Origin of the sequence: Nocardiopsis sp. NPDC049922, assembly GCF_040660275.1 — a bacterium.
GTDB lineage: Bacteria > Actinomycetota > Actinomycetes > Streptosporangiales > Streptosporangiaceae > Nocardiopsis.
In genome coordinates this window covers 39,301-56,099 of record NZ_JBFAME010000006.1, presented here as the reverse complement: position 1 = coordinate 56,099, position 16,799 = coordinate 39,301, and the positions used below count along the sequence as shown (strand labels likewise).

Sequence of the window (16,799 nt, the reverse complement as noted above, 5' to 3'; positions counted from 1 at the left end):
GCCACTTTCGTACCACTGCCGGACACGGGCGTGTCGGGAACACGCCGTGGCCACGGGTGTGGCGGCTCCCACGGTACGGGCGGGGAGGGAGGGCGTGCGCCGAGGGGCGGTCAGACGGCGGCGGTCTCCGGGACGGCCTCGTGCACCCGGCGCAGGAGGTCGTCCAGGGACAGGTCGAGCGCCGTGGCCACGGCGGCGACGGTGAAGAAGGCGGGGGTGGGGATGCGGCCGCCCTCGATCTTGCGCAGGGTCTCCACCGAGATCCCGGCCTGACGTGCGACGTCGACCATCGTCCGGTCGCCGCGGGCACTCCGCAGCAGGGATCCGAGCAGGCGGCCCCGCTCGATCTGGTCGGCGCTCAGCGGTTCACGAACCATGCCTGGAGTCTAGGGCGTGTTCCGCGGACACATACCCTGCTGCGCGACGCCCCAGCACAACTCTCGCCGCGTTCTCATCAGTCGAAAGGACCCCACCCTTACTCCTTCTTCGGCCTTGCGACAGCCGCACTGGATGCGCCGCTCGCAACGGGCAGCATCCACGGCACACGCCCTAGCTCCCACGCTCGGGATCGGTACAATAATACCGGCATAGACGCAGGGCCCCGAGAAGGTCGCCCGCATGCGCGAGACCGGGCGCGTCCGGGGCGACGGCGACCCGGTGCCGGCCGCCGTCGCCGAGGGGGCCCGGTGGTCCTCACCGCGCGGTGACCGCCTCCGCCCCGGGCGTCAGGCGCGTGAAGCCCGTCATCCGGGGGCGGTAGGTCACGGGCACCTCGAACGGCGAGGAGGCGATGCCGTCCACCACCGCCTGCTCGGGGTCCCCGTACACCTCGAACGCGTGGATCGAGCAGTGCTCCATGACGTCCTGGATGTACGGGTCGGACAGCTCCCAGTGTTCGAGGACGGAGGCCGAGTCCGCGTAGAGCTGGAAGCTGTGCGCCAGCATCCGCTCCTCGTCGAGGAAGACCTCCACCATCAACTGCGGGGCGTGCTCCTCGGCGAACTCCACCGCCCTCCGGATCGCCCTCCGGAACCCCTCCAGATGACCCTCGGTGATCCGCATCGTGTTGTGGAACAGGAGTGTCCCGCTGTCTTTCGTAGCCATGCGGCGATTCTGCGACCTCAAGCTGAGTTGAGGTCAAGCTCCTCGGTCCCTAGGCGAGGCCCGGGACGGCCAGCTCCAGACTGCCGTCCTCGGCGTCGATCCAGGCGGGCACCCCCAGCGGAACGCTCAGCTGGGCCGCGCAGTGCCCGAACTCCAGCCCCCACAGCACCGGCACCCCCAGCGGCGACAGCCGGTCGCGCATCAGGTCGGCGATCACCCCCAGGTCCGGCGGGCAGTCCGTCCACGTCCCCAGCGCCACCCCGGCCACCCCGTCCATCCACCCGGTCCGCAGCAGGTGGGTGAGCATCCGGTCGATCCGCGCCACGTCCTCCCCGACGTCCTCCAGCAGCAGGATCCCCCCGTCCGCCGACAGCCTGCTGTGCGGCGTGGCCAGCCCGTCGTTGAGCAGGCTCAAGTTCCCGCCGAAGGTCACCCCCCGCGCCCGTCCCGGCACCAGCGCGTGCGCGCCCGGCGACGTCAGCACCGTCCGCTGCTCCGGCGTGAACAGGGTGGTGCGCAGCTCGTGCTGGGCGACCTGGTCGCCGACGAAGTACCGCGTCCCCACCACGGGGCCGTGCACCGTCGCCACCCCCAGCTCGACGGCGAGGGCCTCGTGCAGCGCGGTGATGTCGCTGAACCCGACCAGCGCCTTGGGGCGGGCGCGGCGCATCGCGTCGAAGTCGAGCAGGTCCAGGGTGCGGTGCGCGCCGTCGCCGCCGCGCACGCAGAACACCGCCGCCACGTCCGGGTCGCACCAGGCCTCCTGGAGGTCGGCGGCCCGCGCGGCGTCCGATCCGGCGAGGTAGGGCAGCCGGGGGTGCCGCTCGCGCACGTGTGCGCCGAACTCCACCCGCAGCCCCCAACTCCGCACGACCTCCGCCGCGGCCGCCAACCGGGCGGGCGGAACCGGGCTGCACGGCGCCACCAGGCGGACCCGGTCCCCCTCGCACAGCCGAGGCGGTCGGACCAACTCCCGCACGCCCCGCGCGCTCCGCACGGTTTCGGTCACGGTCTCCTGGCCACCGCGCACCTCGGTCATCGTCTTCCCCACCCGTCACCGTCCATGGTCGTCGCCGTCTTCGGTGGGACGCGCACCGTTCGCGCCCCGATCCGGGTCGCGGTCCCCTCAGGACCGCAGGAACGCGTCCAGCACGCGCACCCCGGATCTCAGCCCCTCCAGGGGAACCCTCTCGTCCACTCCGTGCAGCAGACCCGGGTAGTCCATCCCCTCCGGCAGCCGCATGGGCGAGAATCCGTAGCAGTCGATGCCCAGCCGGGCGAACACCTTGGCGTCCGTGCCGCCGGCCATGCACACCGGGACCACGTGCGCGTCGGGGTCGTGCGCCACCAGCGCGGACCGCATCGCCGCCAGGGCCGCGGTCCCCAGGGGAGCGTCCACCGGAGGAGAGGCGTGGTCGTACGCCCAGTCCACGCGGTCACCGGTGAGCGCGTCCATCGTGCGCGTGAACTCCTCCTCGGCCCCGGGCAGGACCCGTCCGTCCACCCCGCCGACCGCCTCGCCCGGCACCACGTTGACCTTGTATCCGGCCGTCAGCGTCGTGGGCGTCGCCGAGTTGCGCACCGTCGGCGCCACGAGCGAGGCGGCGGCGTCGAACCGGGCCACGAGAGCGTCGACCGCCTCGTTGGTGTCGGTGTCCCCGGCTACGCGCTCGACCTCCAGCGCGGAGGCGATCGCGTCGATCGCGGCGCGGGTCACCGGCGTCAGATGGAGGGGCCAGCGGTAGGCGTCGATCCGGGCCATCGCGGCGGCCAGGGCGCCGACGGCGTTGTCCGCCGGCGGCCGGGAGCCGTGTCCGGCCGTGCCGCGGGCGCGCAACCGGAGCCAGGCGCTGCCGCGCTCGGCCGCGGCGACCGGGTAGAGCCGCACCGGCCGACCGGTGGCGGTGCGGGCGTGCACCGTGTGGCCGCCGCGCTCGCCGACCCCGACCCGGCATCCCTCGAACAGGTGGGCATGCTCGCGCACCAGCCAGTCGGCGCCGAAGGCGGCGCTGTCCTCCTCGTCGGCGACCAGGGCCAGCACGATGTCGCGTCGGGGGCGCAGGCCGCCGCGGGCCCAGTGGCGGACGACGGCGACGGCCATGGCGACGGTGTTCTTCATGTCCACCGACCCGCGCCCCCACAGCGACGGGGCCCCGGTGACCGGGCAGTCGGCGATCTCGCCCCCGAAGGGCGGGACCGACCAGTCCTCGGCGCGGGCGGGGACGACGTCCAGGTGGGCGTGGACCAGCAGGGCGGGGGCGTCGGGATCGGTGCCGGGAACGCGCGCGACGACGTTGGACCTCCGGTGCGCGGGCTCCAGGAGCTGTGGCGTCAGCCCGGCGTCGGCGAGCGCTTCGGCGGCGAACTCGGCGGCGGCCCGTTCGTCGCCCTCGCCGCCGCCGTGGTTGGTGGAGTCCCTGCGGACGAGTTCGCGGGCCAGGCGGACGGCGTCGTCCCCCGCGGCGGTGAGGTCGTACGTCGCGTCGGAAGGGTCGCCCACGGGTGCGGCCTCGCTCTCGACTGGGGTCCTTGGGCCCGGTGCTACGGGTGTGACCACGGTGACCCGCGTCACGGTCTCACCGTACACAGCCGCACCGGTCAGCGGCCCAGAAGTCGCCCTTCGACGGCTCGGCCCGTCATCCGTAGTCCTCCTCCATCGCCCGCGCGGCGAGCGTGGTCACCGCCTTGAAACAGCGGATCATCTCGTAGGCGTTCGGCGAGGTGTAGCGGACCCGGAGCACACCCGTGCGCGTCACGCCGGGGACGACGTCGGCGGCCTGCGCCAGGTGCGCGGCGTCGAACTCCACCTCCACGGCGTGCGTGCGGGGCTCCTCGGGGTCGAGTCGTCCGGCGAGCACCATGGCGGCCCGGGCACCGGCGCGGATGTCCCCGGCCGTGCGCGCAGGGGGGTGGCAGCGCGCGGTGTAGCGGCTCACGTGCTCCTTGACCGCGACCGTCCGGGCGAACGGCGCGTAGGTCGCGGCGTCCTCGCACGCGCGGTCGTCGCCGGTGACGAGGATGACCGGGACGCCGTACTCGGCGGCGACGGCGGCGTTGAGCCGCCCCTCGCTGGCGGGCTCGCCGTCCAGCCAGACCCCGGTGACCGCGTTGGGCAGGTAGGTGTGGGCGAGCACCCCGTCGGCCCCGGCGCCGCAGTGGTAGCCGAGGAAGACCACGCCGTCGCAGTCGTCGTGCTGGATCCCCTCGACCATCGACAGGTCCTTGTGGCGGCCGGTGATCATGGTGGCGCGTTCGTCCAGGCGCTCCAGGAGGAGGTTGCGCATCGTGGCGTGCGCCTCGTTGACCACCACCTCGCTCGCTCCGCCCGCGAACAGGCCCTCGACCGCGGCGTTGACGTCGCCGGTGAACATCGCCCGGCAGCGCTGCCACTGCTCGGTTCCGGGTTCGACGTCGGCGGGCCAGGTGACGCCGGTGGCGCCCTCCATGTCGGCGGAGACGAGGATCCTCATGCGGTGACCCTAACCCTCCGGCCCGGGGTTGGCCACGGGGTGGGGGACCGGCCCGGCGCCGCGCACACGAAAGTGCCCTCCGCACCCGGGACCCGGGTGCGGAGGGCGGCACGTGTGGTGCCGGGGAGCTCGGGACTCCCCGACACCAGGCTCACGATCCGGACCAAGGCGTCCGGTGCTCGCCGTCTGTTCGACTAGTCCCAGAACGGGCCGTGGTGGAAGCCGCGGTCACAGCCACGCTTGCCGTGGAAGCCGCCACCGAAGCCGAAGTGGTGGTCGCGGTCGAACGCGGCGGAGCAGATGCTCTGCGATCCGGCGCCGAACGGGCCGGCGAAGGTCGCGTTGGCCTCGTAGAAGCTGTCGGCGAAGGCGGCGGCCGGCAGGCCGAGGGCCAGCGCGGGCGCGGCGACGACGGTGAGCAGAACTCGCGAGATGGACTTCGTCATGGGATCTCCCCCCTGTGTGTGGATCGGTGCGTTCGCTCCGGTCCCTTCCGGCCGTTCCGCCGTGGTCCGGGTTGACGGAGGCTACTGGTCTCCGTGGCCCCGGGACGGTCCGGCCGGTCCACTCTGTTGAGCGGCACGTGTACAAGGATGCGCAGATTGTGGCCGAATATGCGCGCTTTGTAACCGGATTGACGAAGTGTGCGGTGAGAAGGGCTGATTTGGGGCCTGAAGTGTCGGTGGGGTGACAGCTCGACGGCTGGTTCCGGGGGCGACGGGGGTGCTTCTCCGGGGGCTGGGCGCACGAAAGGTGCCGGGGAGGCGTGCTCCCCGGCACCAGGCTCGCGATCCGGATGGCGTCCGGCGCTCGCCGCTGTCGTGATCTACCAGATCCAGGGGCCGACACGGTCGTCGCAGCCGCGGTGGCCGAAGCCGCCGAACCCGAAGCCGAAGCCGAAGTGGCCACCGTCGAACGCGGCCGAACAGACGTGCGTCGAGCCGGCGCCCTTGGGGCCCGCGAAGGTCGAGTCCGCCTCGTAGAAGCTGTCCGCGAGGGCGGCGCTCGACAGACCCAGCACCAGGGCCGGCGCGGCGACGGCGGTGATCAGGACTCGCGAGATGGTCTTCATCTGGGATCTCCTCCCTGTGTGTGGACCGGTGCCTTCGCTCCGGTCACCCCCGCTCGTTCGAGCGGCACGCCTATGAGGATGCGCCAATCGTGTCCTGATATGCGTGCTTTGTCACCGAATTGACCAAGTATGTGGTGGTATGGGTGGATTTGGGGTCTGAACTGTCGGTGGAGTGACAGCTGCACGCCGTTCTCGGGGGTCCGGGGCACCCCGGACACGACGGTGCCCCGGGGCTCGGGGCACCCGGGGCACTCGTCGGACCGGTCCGCGTCCGTGGTCGAACGTCAGGCTAGGGAAGGGTGAGGATCTCCGCGCCGGAGTCGGTGATGACGAGCGTGTGCTCGAACTGGGCCGTCCACGAGTGGTCGGCCGTCACGGCGGTCCACCCGTCGTCCCACATGTCGTACTCCACCCCGCCCAGCGTGATCATGGGCTCGATGGTGAACGTCATGCCCGGCACCATGACGGTGTCCGCGCGCGGGTCGTCGTAGTGCGGGATCACCAGGCCCGAGTGGAACTCCGGTCCCACGCCGTGACCGGTGAAGTCGCGGACCACGCCGTACCCGAAGCGCCGGGCGTAGGACTCGATGACCCGGCCGATGACGTTGATCCGGCGGCCCGGGCGGCACGCCTTGATCGCGCGCATGGTCGCCTCGCGGGTCCGCTCGACCAGCAGCCGGTTCTCCTCGGCCACGTCTCCCGCCAGGAACGTGGCGTTGGTGTCGCCGTGCACGCCGTCCTTGTAGGCGGTGATGTCGATGTTGACGATGTCGCCGTCCGAGATCACGGTGTCGTCGGGGATGCCGTGGCAGATGACCTCGTTGAGCGAGGAGCACAGCGACTTCGGGTAGCCCTTGTAGCCGAGCGTGCTGGGGTAGGCGCCGTGGTCGAGCACGAACTCGTGCCCGATCCGGTCGAGCTCGTCCGTGGTCACCCCCGGCTGCACGTGCTTGCCGACCTCCTGGAGCGCCCGGGCGGCGATCCGTCCGGCCTCGCGCATCCGCTCGATGGTCTCGGGCGTCTGCACGTCCCCCAGGACACCTTCGACCGGGTGCTTCCGTCCGACGTACTCCGGCCGGACGATGTGGGAGGGAACCGAACGTTGTGGCGAGATGCGCCCAGGAACCAGCGGAGTAGTCATGGGCACAGATTGTAGTTCGTGCCTACCACCGTCCGAGTTCGGCGATCCAGCGGCCAGAGGGTGTGAGGGATGCCCCGCCGCGGGTACGTGCGGGGCACGGACGACGGGAGGCGGGTGACGGTGAGCACACTGCACACGGGTGACTGGTGGTACTGCCTGAAGCACATGCGCGTCGAACAGGGGGCGGGCTGCCCCAACCGGGAGCGCATGGGGCCCTACGAGGACGAGGCCACGGCGGCGCGGGCACTCGCCATCGCGGCCGAGCGCAACGAGGAGTGGGAGGACGAGGAGGACCGCTGAGACGGCGGGGCCGTGGGCGCCCGGCCGGGGCCTCCTCTGGCAGGATCGGCGCGTGACCCCCGCCGCCCACGGCGGGGGCGCCGCGGCGCCCGCCGCGACGCCCGGGTCCTGACACCGACTGCCTCGTCCGGGAGGAAACCCCATGACCGAACCGACCACGCCGGAGGGCGTCGACATCGCGGACAGGACGGTCGCCGTCCTCGGTGGGACGGGTGACCAGGGGCGGGGGCTGGCCCGCCGGTTCGCCCTGGCCGGGCACACCGTCGTCATCGGCTCCCGCAGCGCCGAGCGGGCCGCGACCGCCGCCGCCGAACTCGTCGCGGCGGAGAAGACCGAGATCGACGTCCGCGGCCTGTCCAACGCCGAGGCCGCCGTGGCCGGTGACATCGTCATCGTCGCCGTGCCCTGGGCCGGGCACCGCGAACTGCTGGTCGATCTGGCGGACGTCCTGGCGGGCAAGATCGTCGTGGACTGCGTGAACCCGCTCGGTTTCGACAAGCGCGGCCCCCACGCGTTGGACGTCCCCGAGGGCAGCGCCGCCCAGCAGGCCGCCGAGGTGCTGCCGGACAGCCGGGTGACCGCCGCCTTCCACCACGTGTCCGCCGTCGTCCTGCTCGACCCGGACGTGGACACCGTCGACCTCGACGTCCTGGTGCTGGGCGAGGACCGCGCGGCCACCGACGAGGTGCGCGCCCTGGCCGAGCGGATTCCCGGCGTGCGCGGGGTGTTCGGCGGCAGGCTGCGCAACGCCCACCAGGTCGAGGCGCTCACCGCCAACCTCATCGCGGTCAACCGCCGCTACAAGACCCACGCGGGCATCCGGATCACGGGGTTGTGAGGGCCGGCCGCGGGGGCGCCCGGTCGGAGCGGACCGGCCGCCCCCGCGGGCGCGGGGTCAGGACGCCCAGCCCTTGACCTTCTCGATGAGCGCCGCCGGGTTCCCACCGAGCGGGATCACGTTGAGCTGGGTCACGCCCGCCGCCCGGAACGCCTCCACGCGCTCGCGCACGTAGGACTCGGGCCCGACCAGGTTGGTCAGCTCGACGAACTCGTCCGGCACCGCCGCGGCCGCCTCGTCCTTGCGCCCGTCCAGGTACAGGTCCTGGATCGTCTCCGCGGCCTCCTCGTACCCGTACCGGCGGGCCAGGGTGTTGTAGAAGTTCCTGTCCCTGGCGCCCATGCCGCCCACGTACAGCGCGATCATCGGGCGCACGTGGTCGAGCAGCCGCTTGGTGTCCTCGCCCTCGCCGATGGCCAGCAGACCCCCGGCCGCGATCTCCAGGTCGCCCAGGGCGGGGTCGCGTCTGGCCCTTCCCTTGGCGATGGCCTCCCCCCACACGTCCTCGGCCTTCTCCGGGACGAACAGGTGGGGCAGCCAGCCGTCGGCGATCTCGGCGGTCATCTGCACGTTCTTCTCGCCCAGCGCCGCGACGTAGACGGGGATGCGGGGGCGTACGGGGTGGTTGATGATCTTGAGGGGCTTGCCGAGCCCGGTGCCCTCGTCCGGGGGGAGCGGGAGCTGGAAGACGGATCCGTCATGGGTGAGGCGCTCCTCGCGCGCCCAGATCTTCCGGCAGATCTCGATCGTCTCGCGGGTGCGCGCCAGGGGCTTGGTGTAGGGGACGCCGTGCCACCCCTCGATCACCTGGGGGCCGCTCGCGCCCAGGCCGAGGATGGCGCGGCCGCCGGAGAGGTCGTCCAGCCCGGCGGCCGTCATCGCCACCAGGCTCGGCGTGCGGGTGTACAGCGGAAGGATGGCCGACCCGATCGACACCGTCTCGGTGCGGGCGGCGATGTAGCCCATGAGGGTGGGGCTGTCGAATCCGTAGGCCTCGGCCACCCACACGGTGTCCAGACCGGCCTTCTCCAGTTCGACCACCTGCTCCACGGCGGCCTTGGGCTCGCCCGCGTACTGGAGCGGCATCGAGATGCGCATGCGTCCTCCCCGGAGGGCCGGTCCCCGGCCCGTGTCGGTGCTGGGTACGCAGCGACTGTACTACCGAGTACCGTTCGGAAAGTAGCCTGCCGCACACTCGGGAAGGCGCCGGACACGGCGCCGCCGGTCGGAGCGGGTGCCCCGACCGGCGGACGCGGTCAGCCCGAGCCGGTTCCGGCTCCGATCAGCTGGCGTAGGAGTGGCGCTCCTCGGGGAAGGCGCCGCCCACGACCTCGTCGGCGAAGCCGGAGGCCGCCTCCCGCAGGGTCTCGGCGAGGTTGGCGTAGGTCTTGACGAACTTGGCCACCTTCGGGCTGAGCCCGGCCATGTCCTGCCACACCAGCACCTGGGCGTCCGTGGCCGGGCCCGCGCCGATGCCGATGGTCGGGATGCTCACCTGTTCGGTGATCTGGGCGGCCAGGTCGGAGGGCACGCACTCCAGCACGACCGAGAACGCGCCCGCCCGCTCCATCTCCTTGGCGTCCTTGAGCAGCGTGGCGGCGGACTCCCCGCGTCCCTGGACCCGGTAGCCGCCGAGGGCGTTCACGGACTGGGGGGTCAGGCCGATGTGGCCCATGACCGGGATCCCGGCCGAGACCAGCAGCTCGACCTGGTGGGCCACCGCGTGGCCGCCCTCCAGCTTCACCGCCTGGGCGCGGCCCTCCTTCATGAAGCGGGTCGCCGCCTCCAGTGCCTGCTGGGGCGAACCCTGGTAGGCGCCGAAGGGCAGGTCGGCCACCACGAGCGCCCGCCGCGTGGAGCGGGACACGGCCGCGGTCAACGGCACCAGCTCGTCCATGGTGACCGGCACCGTGGTGTCGTAGCCGTAGACGACGTTGGCGGCCGAGTCGCCGACGAGCAGGACGGGGATGCCCGCCTCGTCGAAGATCCGGGAGGTGAGGGCGTCGTAGGCGGTCAGCATCGGCCAGCGCTCGCCGCGCTTCTTGGCGGCGGCCAGGTCGCGGACGGTGACGCGCCGGCTGGTGACCCCGCCGTACAGGGTCTTCCCGTCGGAGGGGGGCTGGGTTGAGGTGGTCATGATGTGTCTTCCTCCGTGGTCTCGAAGCACCGTGTGGTGTCCCCGGACGTGTGGATGAGATCGTCCCGCGAGTGAGCGGGGAGGCCCCTCGGGGCCGGTCGGTCCCAGCGGGACCCTACGCGTGCGGAACGGGGAACCGCACCGCCGTTCGGTGGGCGACCGGTACCGCACGCCAGCATCATCGCATGCCGCCGATGCGTCGTATTCCTTGGGATACAGCCGCATTCCTTGGGATACAACCGGATCAGGACATGGGATCATTCCGTGAAACCCTGGGTGGAGGTGGGGCGTGGACGACCAGACCGCGTACCGGCGTCGGTGGGGTGCCCTCGCGGTGCTCGTCATCTGTCTGCTGGTGATCGTCGCCGACAACACGATCCTCAACGTCGCGCTGCGGACGCTGTCGGACCCCGAGGCCGGTGTGGGAGCGAGCCAGTCGGAACTGGCGTGGGCGATCAACTCCTACACGCTGGTCTTCGCCGGCCTGCTGTTCACCTTCGGGGTCCTGGGCGACCGCTGGGGGCGCCGCCGCCTGCTGGTGTGCGGCCTCGTGGTGTTCGGGGCGGCGTCGGTCGGCTCGGCCTACTCGGCCTCGCCCGAACAGCTCATCCTGGCCCGGGCGGCGATGGGGTTCGGCGCGTCCATGGTGATGCCGCAGACGCTGTCGATCATCACCCACGTGTTCCCGCCGGAGCAGCGCGGACGCGCGATCGGGATCTGGGCGGGCTCGGTGGGGCTGGCCCTGGCGATCGGACCGACGGCGGGCGGCCTGCTGCTGGTGAACTTCTGGTGGGGGTCGATCTTCCTCATCAACGTGCCGTTCGTCCTGCTGGGGCTGGCCCTGGTGTTCTTCCTCATCCCGGAGTCGCGCGACCCGAACCCCGGGCGGCCGGACGTGCTGGGTGTGGTCCTGTCGGTGCCGGGCCTGGTCCTGCTCATCTACGGCATCATCACGGCGGGGGAGCGGGCGTCGCTGACCGACGGGGACGTGTACGGCGCACTCCTCGCGGGCGCGGCCCTGGTCGCGGTCTTCCTCGTGCACGAGGCGCGCACCCCCGACCCGTCGCTGGACGTGCGGTTCTTCCGCGAACCCCGGTTCAGCGTCGCGATCGCCGTCATCATGGTGCTGTTCTTCAGCATGGCGGGGATCATCTTCTTCCTCAGCTTCTACTGGCAGAGCGTGCGCGAGTTCACGCCGTTCGTCGCCGGGATGCTGGTGCTGCCCTCCGCCGTGGGCCAGATGATCATGGCGCCGCTGAGTCCGACGCTCGTGCGGTGGGTGGGCCCGCGCTGGGTCGCCGCGGTCGGCGTCCTGGTGGCGTGCGGGAGCTTCCTGTTCTTCAGCCAGCTCAGCCAGGACACGCCGGTGCCGCTCATCCTCGTGGTCTTCTTCCTCCAGGCGGCGGCGATGGCGAGCGTGCTGACCCCGGCCACCGACGCGATCATGTCCGCCGTCCCGCCGGGCAAGGCGGGCGCCGCCTCGGCGGTGCAGAACACGGTTCGGCAGATCGCCACGGCGATGGGGGTCGCGGTCCTGGGCGCGGTGATCTCCACCCGCTACCGCGCGGAGATCTCCCCGGCGCTCGACGCGTTCGCGGCGGGGGAGGGCGCGGCCCGCACGAGCCCCGGGGAACTGCACGCGGCGGGGGAGTCGATCGAGGGCACCCTCGCGGTGGCCCGGCGCATCGGAGCACAGGGCCACGAGCTGGTGGCCCCGGCCAAGGAGGCGTTCATGTCCGGGCTGCACCTGGCCGCCCTCATCTCACTGGCGATCGGACTGCTCGGCCTGGTCGTCGTCCTCATCTGGATGCCGCGTGAGGCCGGTCGCCACCAGCCGACCGAGGGGCGGGAACGGTCGGCGGTGGGCGCGGACCGGCGCGGGGAGGAGACCTCCGGCTGACGCGGCGTGGGCGGCGGGAGCCGGTCGCGACTACCGTGGGAGCATGCGCCTGACCGCCTTCACCGACGTCTCCCTGCGACTCGTCATGCGGCTCGCGGTGGCTGAGGAGGGCGAACTCCTGACCACCAGGACCGTCGCGGGGATGCTGGCCGTGCCCTACACCCACATGGCCAAGGCCGTGGCCCGCCTGGCGGAGATGGGGATCGTGGAGGCGCGTCGGGGCCGGGGCGGCGGCCTGCTGCTCACCGGACGCGGAAGACGCGCGTCGGTGGGCGAGATCGTCCGGGAACTGGAGGGCGACGGAGACCTCGCGGGCTGTGAGGACGACCCGCCCTGTCCGCTGAGGGCCGCCTGCCGCCTGCGCGTCGCGTTGCGCGAGGCGCGCGAGGCCTTCCTCACGTCGCTGGACGCCGTGACCGTGGAGTCTTTGGTGTCACAGCCGACCCACGGTGTCCTGACCCTGCTGTCCGCCCCGGAGGAACCCCGCTGAACTGCTGATTCTCGCATTCTCGGGACCCGGCGGGGGAGGTCGCGGGGGCGGCTTTAATATGCATTTCAGATACCAATTATCTGCCCCGGGCCACCCTTCCCGGGATGAGGGAGGACGCATGCTCTCCACCGAGTCCGCGACCACCGTGCGGGCCACGATCCCCGCGATCGCCGGAGCACTGGACGACATCACCGGTCGCTTCTACGCGACGATGCTCGGCGACCGCCCCGAGCTCCTCGACGGCCTGTTCAACCGCGGCAACCAGGCCACCGGGGAGCAGCGCCGAGCGCTCGCCGGATCCATCGCCGCCTTCGCCACCGCGCTGCTGGAGCACCCGGACGAGCGCCCCGACGCCCTGCTCTCCCGCATCGCGCACAAGCACGTCTCCCTCGGCGTCACCGACGACCAGTACGTGATCGTGCACAAGTACCTGTTCGCCGCCATCGCCGAGGTCCTCGGCGACGCCGCCACCCCCGACGTGGTCGCCGCCTGGGACGAGGTCTACTGGCTGATGGCCGGCGCCCTCATCGCCATGGAGGCCCGCCTGTACGCGCGGGGCGGCCACGACGGAGGGGACGTCTGGCGTCTCTGGCGCGTGGTCGAGCGGCACGGGCAGACCCCCGACACGGTCTCCCTCACCCTCGAACCCGAGGGCGACGACCCCGCCCCGGAGTTCGGCCCGGGCCAGTACGTGAGCGTGCGGGCGCGGATGTCCGACGGCGTCCGCCAGGCGCGCCAGTACTCCCTGACCGGCGCGGACGGACGACGCCGCCGCCTCACCGTCAAGCGGCTGCGCGCGGCGGAGGGCCCCGAGGGGGAGGTCTCCGTGTTCCTGCACGACGCCGTCCGCGTCGGGGACACGCTGGAGGTGTCCGCTCCCGCCGGCGACGTCGTCCTCGGCGCGGGGGGCCGCCCGGTCGCTCTCGTCTCCGCCGGGATCGGCTGCACCCCGATGGTGGCGATGCTGCACCACCTCGCGGAACGGGGCGGGGACCGCCGCGTGTTCGTCCTGCACGCCGACCGCTCACCGCAGGACCACGCGCACCGGGAGGAGACGGCGGCCCTCGCCGCCCGGATCCCCGGAGCCGACCACCACGTGTGGTACGAGACCGGCGCGGAAGGGGGAGCGCACGCGGGGCGGATGGACCTGGACGGCATCGGCCTCCCCGAGGACTGCGAGGTCTACCTGTGCGGTCCGCTGCCGTTCATGCGCGACGTGCGCGCACAGGTGCTGGCCGCGGGCGTCCCGGCCCGGGACGTCCGCTACGAGGTGTTCGGCCCCGACCTGTGGCTCGGCGCCGCCTGAGCACCCCCCGGGGCGGAGGCGGCCGGGAGCCCGGCCGCCTCCGCCCGAAATCCCGTATCGCGCCGCGGACACACCCGACATACTGGGCGGCATGCTGGACCACGACCACGCCTCGCCCTTCGTGGGCCGCGACGACCACCTCGCCCGGCTCACCGACGACGCCCGCCTGGTCCGCGAGGACGGAGCCCGGGCGGTACTGGTCCGCGGTGACGCGGGGGTCGGCAAGACCCGCCTCATCGACGAGTACCTGAGCCGCACCCCGTTGGCCCGCGCCGCCGTCGGCGGGTGCCTCGAACTGGGCACGGACGGCGTCCCGTTCGCGCCCTTCACCACCCTGCTGCGCGAGCTCGCCCGGGACGAGGGCGGCCGGCCGTCCACCGCGCACGCCCGCGAGCTGGCCCGGCTGGTCCCCGAACTCGGTGAGCGGCCCGATCCCGCCGACGAGAGCCGCGCCCGCCTCTTCGAGGCCGTCCTCACCTTCCTGGAGGAACGCGCCCGCCCCGGCGGGCTCGTCGTGGTCGTCGAGGACCTGCACTGGTCCGACGCCTCCACCCGCGACCTGCTCGTCTTCCTGCTGCGCAACCTGGGCCCGGTCCCCCTCCACCTGCTGGTGAGCGTGCGCACCGACGACCTGCACCGCACCCACCCCCTGCGCCGACTGCTGCCCGAGCTCCAGCGCCTGCCCCGGGTCGGGCGGCTCGACGTCGGGCCGCTCACCCGCGACGAGGTCGCCGCCCAGGCCGCCGTGCTGCGCGGACACGCGCTCGCCCCCGGCGACGTCGACCTGCTCTACGAGCGCAGCGGCGGCAACCCGCTCTTCGTCGAGTCCTTCCTCGCCACCCCCGACCCCGTCGGGACCGGCCTCCCGGACGGGCCCCGCGACCTCCTGCTCGCCACGGTCGAGACACTGCCCGACGCCACGCGCCGCCTGCTCGGCCTGGTCGCCACCGGGGGCGAACACGTCGACCACACGCTCCTGGCGGCGGTGGCGCGACGGGCGGGCACCGCCGAGGAGGACCTCGACCGGGCCCTGCGGCCCGCCGTCGACGCCCAGGTGCTCCGCGCCACCGCGACCGGGTACTCCTTCCGGCACGCCCTGCTCGCCGAGGCCGTGCACACCGACCTGATGCCCGGCGAGCGCGTCCGCGCCCACCGCCGCTACGCCGAGGTCCTGGAACGGGGCGTCCCCGGCCTGTCGGAGTCGGAGCGGGCGATCCAACTCGCCCACCACGCCCACGAGGCGCGCGACCAGCCGCTGGCGCTGACCTCGGCCTGGCGGGCCGCCGACCACGCGGCCGACGCCGCCGCCTACCCCGAACACCTGGCGCTGCTCGAACGCGTCCTGGAGCTGTGGGACCTGGTTCCCGACGCCGCCGAGCGGGTGGGCCAGCCGCGTGGCGAGGTGCTGCGCCGGGCCGCCGAGGTGTCGCTGGTGGCCGGTTCGCTGCGCCGCGCCGTCGCCCACGCCACCGACGGTCTGCGCGACATCGGGGCCGCCGACTACCACGACCCCGCGGAGCCGCGCCCGGCCGAGGGGGAGCTCATCGGCGGGCTCCGGCACGTCCGCGCCCAGGCCCTGAAGGAACTGGGGCGGGACGGCGCTCTGGAGGACCTGGCCGACGCGTTCGTCGTCCTGCCGGACGGACACCCGGGGCGTGCCGCGATCGGAGCCACCTTCGCCGCCACGCTGATGATGCGCGGGCACGCCGACCAGGCACGACGATCCGCCGCCCGTGCGCTGTCCCTGGCCCGGGACGTGGGCGACCGGCGCAGCGAGGCGGACGCGCTGATCACACTCGGCTGCGTCACGAGATTCGACGACCGCGGCGGTGGCCTCGATCTGCTGGACCGGGGCATCGCGCTCGCCCGCGAGCACGGGTTCGTGTTGGTGGAGTGGCGGGGACTGGTCAACAGGGGCGGCGCACTCAAACACCTGGGGCGGACGGAGGACTCCTTCGCCAACGCGGTCGAGGGGTTACGGCGCTGCGAGGAGGCGGGACTGGCGCGCACCCAGAGCGGACCGTTCTTCTACGCGATGGCGGTGGTCCGCCTGTCCCAGGGGCGGCTGGACGAGGTGGAGCCGTTCCTGGACCGGATCACCGGTGACTCCGTCGTCCAGGCCAGGGCGTTGACCGTGGCGATGGAACTCGCCTTCCACCGCTGGGACGTGGACCGACTGCGCGCGGCCATGTCCGAGTTCCGGCGGTTGCTCCCCGAGAACAGCAGTTCGCCGACCGAGTACCTGCCGTTCCACCTGGCCAAGGTGCGGCTCGCCGTCCATGAGGGACGCCCGGCGGAGGCGTTCGACCTCGCCAGGGATCTCCTGGACCGGGCGGTGGCCGATCTGTGGCGGCTTCCGGAGGACCTCTATGCGGTCTCGCTCCCGTCCCTGGCGGAGTTCGCGATCGTCCTCGCCGAGGAGCCGAGACGGCGGGAGGAAGCGCTGGAGCTGCGCGCCCGGGTGTGTGAGGCCCTCGACCAGTTGCGGTCGGAGGTGGACCACCCCGGTCGGCGTCAGGTCGTCCAGCACCTGACGGGCCTGGTCGCCCGGGACCCCGAGGAGGCCCAGGCGTCCTGCGAGGCCGCACTGGAGCTGGCCGCGGCACAGGGGCGGACGCTGCTCCGCGCCGAGATCCTGCTGGCGGCCGTCCGGGCGGCCGTGCGCGCCGGTGACCGCCACCGTGCCGCCGCCCGTCTCGCCGACGCGGACGCGACGGCGGCGCGCCACGGTCTCACGTTCGTCGGACGTCAGGCGGCGCTGCTGCGGGTGCGTCACGGTCTGGTGGACGGGGCCGGGCGAGCCCTGGAGAGCGGCGCCCGTCCCGCGCGCACGGCACCGGTCCCGCCCGCCGGACTCACCCGCCGCGAGGCCGAGGTGCTCGCCGAGGTCGCCAAGGGCGGCACCAACCGGGAGATCGGCCAGGCGCTGTCCATCTCGGCGAAGACGGTCAGCGTGCACCTGACCAACCTCATGGCCAAGCTCGGGGTGTCCAACCGCAACGCCGCCGCCGTGCGCGCCCGCGACCTCGGCATCGGCTGAC

The 16,799-nt window shown here is 72.9% G+C and carries 16 protein-coding genes; 6 read left to right on the top strand and 10 right to left on the bottom strand.

What is annotated here, in order from left to right:
* Nucleotides 1–110: 110 nt before the first annotated feature.
* The 8 genes from AB0I72_RS13065 to map all read right to left on the bottom strand — a co-directional run bounded on the left by AB0I72_RS13065 (nucleotide 111) and on the right by map (nucleotide 6,787).
* Nucleotides 111–377: a helix-turn-helix domain-containing protein gene (locus AB0I72_RS13065; RefSeq protein WP_075926128.1), complete on the bottom strand. Its 267-nt coding sequence runs from the start codon at nucleotides 375–377 to the stop codon at nucleotides 111–113.
* Between the two features lie 316 nt (nucleotides 378–693).
* Nucleotides 694–1,104: a hypothetical protein gene (locus AB0I72_RS13060; RefSeq protein WP_358566808.1), complete on the bottom strand. Its 411-nt coding sequence runs from the start codon at nucleotides 1,102–1,104 to the stop codon at nucleotides 694–696.
* Nucleotides 1,105–1,153: 49 nt separating this feature from the next.
* Nucleotides 1,154–2,143, bottom strand: coding sequence for an LD-carboxypeptidase (locus AB0I72_RS13055; RefSeq protein WP_358567576.1), 990 nt, complete (start codon nucleotides 2,141–2,143; stop codon nucleotides 1,154–1,156).
* Between the two features lie 87 nt (nucleotides 2,144–2,230).
* Nucleotides 2,231–3,604, bottom strand: a complete 1,374-nt coding sequence (locus tag AB0I72_RS13050) for a M20/M25/M40 family metallo-hydrolase (protein ID WP_358566805.1) — start codon at nucleotides 3,602–3,604, stop codon at nucleotides 2,231–2,233.
* Nucleotides 3,605–3,740: 136 nt separating this feature from the next.
* Nucleotides 3,741–4,574 carry a M55 family metallopeptidase gene (locus AB0I72_RS13045; protein ID WP_358566802.1) on the bottom strand — a complete coding sequence of 278 codons (834 nt, stop codon included), beginning with the start codon at nucleotides 4,572–4,574 and terminating at the stop codon, nucleotides 3,741–3,743.
* Between the two features lie 194 nt (nucleotides 4,575–4,768).
* A complete protein-coding gene (locus AB0I72_RS13040; RefSeq protein ID WP_358566800.1) occupies nucleotides 4,769–5,020 on the bottom strand; it encodes a hypothetical protein in 252 nt (83 codons plus the stop codon).
* A gap of 380 nt (nucleotides 5,021–5,400) precedes the next feature.
* Complete coding sequence (locus AB0I72_RS13035) at nucleotides 5,401–5,646, bottom strand: hypothetical protein (RefSeq protein WP_358566798.1); 246 nt, start codon at nucleotides 5,644–5,646, stop codon at nucleotides 5,401–5,403.
* Between the two features lie 289 nt (nucleotides 5,647–5,935).
* Complete coding sequence (map, locus tag AB0I72_RS13030) at nucleotides 5,936–6,787, bottom strand: type I methionyl aminopeptidase (protein WP_358566796.1); 852 nt, start codon at nucleotides 6,785–6,787, stop codon at nucleotides 5,936–5,938.
* A 120-nt stretch (nucleotides 6,788–6,907) separates the two neighbouring features.
* On the opposite strand from map, the gene AB0I72_RS13025 reads away from it, so the two are divergent.
* Complete coding sequence (locus AB0I72_RS13025) at nucleotides 6,908–7,087, top strand: hypothetical protein (RefSeq protein WP_358567628.1); 180 nt, start codon at nucleotides 6,908–6,910, stop codon at nucleotides 7,085–7,087.
* A 142-nt stretch (nucleotides 7,088–7,229) separates the two neighbouring features.
* Nucleotides 7,230–7,925 (top strand): NADPH-dependent F420 reductase, encoded by a 696-nt coding sequence (npdG, locus tag AB0I72_RS13020; RefSeq protein WP_358566793.1) that lies wholly within the window; start codon nucleotides 7,230–7,232, stop codon nucleotides 7,923–7,925.
* A gap of 57 nt (nucleotides 7,926–7,982) precedes the next feature.
* On the opposite strand, the gene AB0I72_RS13015 is transcribed toward npdG, so the two are convergent.
* A complete protein-coding gene (locus tag AB0I72_RS13015; RefSeq protein WP_358566790.1) occupies nucleotides 7,983–9,023 on the bottom strand; it encodes an LLM class F420-dependent oxidoreductase in 1,041 nt (346 codons plus the stop codon).
* Between the two features lie 184 nt (nucleotides 9,024–9,207).
* Nucleotides 9,208–10,062, bottom strand: a complete 855-nt coding sequence (gene panB, locus AB0I72_RS13010; RefSeq protein ID WP_358566787.1) for a 3-methyl-2-oxobutanoate hydroxymethyltransferase — start codon at nucleotides 10,060–10,062, stop codon at nucleotides 9,208–9,210.
* A gap of 289 nt (nucleotides 10,063–10,351) precedes the next feature.
* Between panB and AB0I72_RS13005 the strand changes: the two genes are divergently transcribed.
* The 4 genes from AB0I72_RS13005 (at nucleotide 10,352) to AB0I72_RS12990 (ending at nucleotide 16,798) form a co-directional block, all read left to right on the top strand.
* Entirely contained in the window at nucleotides 10,352–11,962 is a 1,611-nt protein-coding gene (locus AB0I72_RS13005) for an MFS transporter (RefSeq protein ID WP_358566784.1), read from the top strand.
* Nucleotides 11,963–12,005: 43 nt separating this feature from the next.
* A complete protein-coding gene (locus tag AB0I72_RS13000; RefSeq protein ID WP_358566781.1) occupies nucleotides 12,006–12,452 on the top strand; it encodes an Rrf2 family transcriptional regulator in 447 nt (148 codons plus the stop codon).
* Between the two features lie 118 nt (nucleotides 12,453–12,570).
* Nucleotides 12,571–13,758, top strand: a complete 1,188-nt coding sequence (locus AB0I72_RS12995) for a globin domain-containing protein (protein ID WP_358566778.1) — start codon at nucleotides 12,571–12,573, stop codon at nucleotides 13,756–13,758.
* Between the two features lie 91 nt (nucleotides 13,759–13,849).
* Nucleotides 13,850–16,798 carry an AAA family ATPase gene (locus AB0I72_RS12990; RefSeq protein WP_358566775.1) on the top strand — a complete coding sequence of 983 codons (2,949 nt, stop codon included), beginning with the start codon at nucleotides 13,850–13,852 and terminating at the stop codon, nucleotides 16,796–16,798.
* Nucleotide 16,799 lies beyond the last annotated feature (1 nt).